The 3,723-nt window shown below is 69.1% G+C and carries 1 protein-coding gene and 1 pseudogene; both read left to right on the top strand.

Translation table 11 applies throughout. The features are described 5' to 3' along the window. Positions 1-128: 128 nt before the first annotated feature. Positions 129-1,241, top strand: a pseudogene (locus tag G3N99_RS36655) (DotU family type VI secretion system protein); the annotation flags it as partial. A gap of 1 nt (position 1,242) precedes the next feature. Then, on the top strand, positions 1,243-3,723 hold a 2,481-nt coding region (tssM, locus tag G3N99_RS36650; protein ID WP_206124799.1), incomplete at its 3' end, for a type VI secretion system membrane subunit TssM.

Genomic DNA, 3,723 nt, shown 5'->3' with positions numbered 1-3,723 from the left:
AGCTGGCGATCGAGAAATGCTTGTTCGCGAGCAGCGCGCCGATATCGTGGTTCGCGAACAGCTGCGTGAACATGTAGACGAACGCGGCGATGCCGACCACGCTCGCGATCCGGCCGACGGCATGGATTCACCCGAATCCGGCGTGGCTGCGCGAGCATCTGGTGGTCGAGATCCGGCAGTTCGAGGCACGGGCACAGGAAGCCGGCGTGCCGTCGGAAGCGATCATCGGCGCGCGCTACTGCCTGTGCACGGCGCTCGACGAGGCAGCCGCGCTGACGCCGTGGGGCGGCAGCGTGTGGTCGTCGCACAGCCTGCTCGTGTCGTTCCACAACGAAACGTGGGGCGGCGAGAAATTCTTCCACCTGCTCGAACGCCTGTCGCAGCAGCCGCGCCAGCATCTCGACCTGCTCGAGCTGCTGTATTTCTGTCTCGCGCTCGGCTTCGAGGGCCGCTATCGCGTGCTCGACAACGGCCATGCGCAGCTCGACGCGCTGCGCCACCAGCTCGCGCTGACGATCCGCTCGGTGCGCGGCGAATTCGAGCCGGCGCTGTCGCCGCACTGGCGCGACGTCGTCACGCGCGATGTCGCACGCCGGTTCGTCGTGCCGCTGTGGGTATGCGTGGCGCTCGCGCTGCTGATCGGCTTCGGTGTGTTCGTCGGGCTGCGGATCGCGCTCGCCGGGCATTCGGATCGGCTGTTCGCGTCGATCGACGCACTGCACGTGCCGAAGCTGCAACCCGCACAGGCGCCGCCGCGCCCGGCGCCGGCGCCGCGCATCGCGAAGTTCCTGGAGCCGGAGATCGCGGCCGGCCTCGTATCGGTGCGCGACGACGCCGATCGCAGCGTGATCGTGTTGCGCGGCGACGGGTTGTTCAAGTCCGGCTCGACGTCGGTGATCGACCGCTACGCGCCGGTGCTCGCGCGGGTGGCCGATGCGCTGAACAAGGTGCCCGGCAACGTGCGCGTGACCGGCTATACCGACGACACGCCCGTGCATACGGCGCGCTTCGCATCGAACTGGGACCTGTCGCGCGAACGCGCGGAAGCCGTGCGCGGGATGATCGCCGCGCGGCTCGACCATCCGGAGCGGCTCGCGGCGGAAGGGCGCGGCACGCTCGATCCGGTCGCACCGAACGATTCGCCCGCGAACCGCGCGCTGAACCGGCGCGTCGAGATCACGTTGCTGCCGGCGCCCGGCAGTGCCGCCGTCGGCGCGAGCGCCACGCAGGGAGCCAACTGACATGAACCAGGCTGTCGCGCGTTTCGTCCGGCCGTTGCCGTCGCGGGAGATCTGGACCTTCGCCGGTCTCGTCGTGCTCGCATGCTTCGTGTGGCTCGCGGGCCCGCTGTTCGCGTTCGCCGAGGTCCGGCCGCTTGAAAGCGGCTGGGCCCGCGGGCTGACGATCGCGGTGCTGTTCATCGCGTGGGGGGCACGTGTCGCGTGGCGCAGCTGGCGCGCCGGCCGCCTCAACGCGCAGTTGCTGAACCAGTTGCGCGAGGCCGCGCCCGGGCCGGCCACCGCCGACGATCCGGCGAAGGCGCAGCTCGACGAGTTGCGCAGCCGCTTCGACGAGGCCGCTTCGCTGCTGAAGAAGGTGCGCTTCGGACAGGCCGACACCGTGCGCCACGGCCTGCCGCGCTGGTTCGACCGGATGTCGTGCCAGTATCTGTATCAGCTGCCGTGGTACGTGTTCATCGGCGCGCCGGGCTCGGGCAAGACCACCGCGCTCGTGAATTCCGGGCTCAGTTTCCCGCTCGCCGAACAGTTCGGCCGCGCGGCGATTCGCGGCGTGGGCGGCACGCGGCATTGCGACTGGTGGTTCACGAACGACGCGGTGCTGATCGACACGGCCGGCCGCTATACGACGCACGAGGGCAATCGCGCGCTCGACGAGGCCGAGTGGAAGGGCTTCGTCGACCTGCTGAAGAAATACCGCACGCGTCAGCCGCTGAACGGCGCGATGCTGACGATCAGCGTCGCCGACCTGCTCGGCGCGTCGGAGGCCGAGCGCACGCAGCACGCGATGGTACTGCGCAAGCGGCTGCTCGAATTGCGCGCGCAGCTCGGCATCCGCTTTCCCGTATACCTGCTCGTGACGAAGGCCGACCTGCTTGCGGGCTTCGCCGAGTATTTCAGCAGCTACGGCCGCACCGAATGCGCGCAGGTATGGGGTTTCACGTTCCCGCTCGCGCAGAGCGAGGCACCGGGTTTCGACCTGCGCGCGGCATTCGACCGTGAATACCGGCTGCTGCACCAGCGACTGAACGACGGGTTGCCCGAGCTGCTCGCCGCGCAGACCGACGCCCGCCAGCGCGAAATGACGTACCTGCTGCCGCAGCAGATCGCCGACCTGCAGGACATGCTCGGCCAGTTCGTCGCCGAGGTGTTTTCGGTGTCGAGCTACGAACCGATGCCGATGCTGCGCGGCGTCTATCTGACGAGCGGCACGCAGGAGGGCACTGCGTTCGATCGCGTGATGAGCGGCATCAAGCGCTTCCTGAAGATCGAGGGCGTGCCGCCTGTCGCGCAGGTCGGCTCGACCGGGCGCAGCTTCTTCCTGAAGTCGCTGCTGCAGGAACACATCTTCCGCGAAGCCGCGCTCGCCGGCAGCGACCTGCGCTGGCATCAGAAACGGCGCGTGCTTCAGATCGCCGGCTACGTGTTGCTCGCGCTGGTGTGCGTGGCCGTGCTGGCCGCGTGGCTGCGCAGCTATTCGAACAATCGCGCGTATCTCGACCAGATCGCCGCGCGCGTGCCGGCCGTCGATGCGCAGATCGCCGGGGCGAAATTCTCCGATGCAGCCGACGTCGCCCGCCTGCTGCCCGTGCTCGACGCGCTCGGCAACCTCGCGAATGCGGGCGGCGTCGACCTGCAGCATCCGCCGCTCGCGTATCGGTGGGGGCTGTTCCAGGGCGAGAAGATCGACGAAGCCGTCGACGCCGTGTACCGGCGCGCGCTCGAAGACGTGCTGCTGCCGATCGCCGCGAGCCGGATGGAGGCAGCGCTGCGCGACGCGCGGCCCGACGAGACCGAATACGCGTATGCGGCGCTGAAGGCGTACCTGATGCTGTACGACAGCGCGCACTACGATCCCGCGTTCGTGCAGGCCGTCGTCGACCTCGAAATGGAACGCGCGCTGCCGCCCGATTTCTCGCCGGCCGAACGCAGCGCGCTGCGCGCGCATCTCGCCGCGCTGTTCGGCAACCGTGTCGCGGTGTCGCCGTATCCGATGAACGAACGGCTCGTGGCCGACGTGCGCGACCGGCTGCGGCAGGTGCCGTTCTCGCAGCGGCTGTACCGGCAGCTCACGCTGACGTTGCGGCCGGCCACTTCCGCGTTCGACTTCAGCGTCGCGCGCGCGGTCGGCCCCGACGCATCGCTGGTGTTCCGCCGCCAAAGCGGCAAGCCGCTGTCGGAAGGCGTGCCGGGGCTCTATACGCGCAACGGCTATCGCAACGTGTTCGCGCCGCGCCTGGCCGGCGAGGTCGAAGCCTACGGCCGCGAGGAAGTGTGGGTGCTGAACCTCGGGCTGTCCGAGATTCCGGGGCCGAACGACGCGGCCGCGTGGGCGCGCGATATCCGCCAGTTGTACCTGAACGATTACCTGAAGATCTGGGACGACTATCTCGCCGACATCAAGCTGCAGCGCACCGCGACGCTCGCGCAGAGCATCCAGGTGGCGCGCGCGCTGTCGTCCGCCGATTCGCCGCTCACGCGGCTG

This window comes from Burkholderia sp. Ac-20392 (genome assembly GCF_017104585.1).
Lineage (GTDB): Bacteria > Pseudomonadota > Gammaproteobacteria > Burkholderiales > Burkholderiaceae > Burkholderia > Burkholderia lata.
The sequence above is the reverse complement of the archived record's forward strand: the minus strand, read 5'-3'. Positions and strand labels throughout refer to the sequence as shown.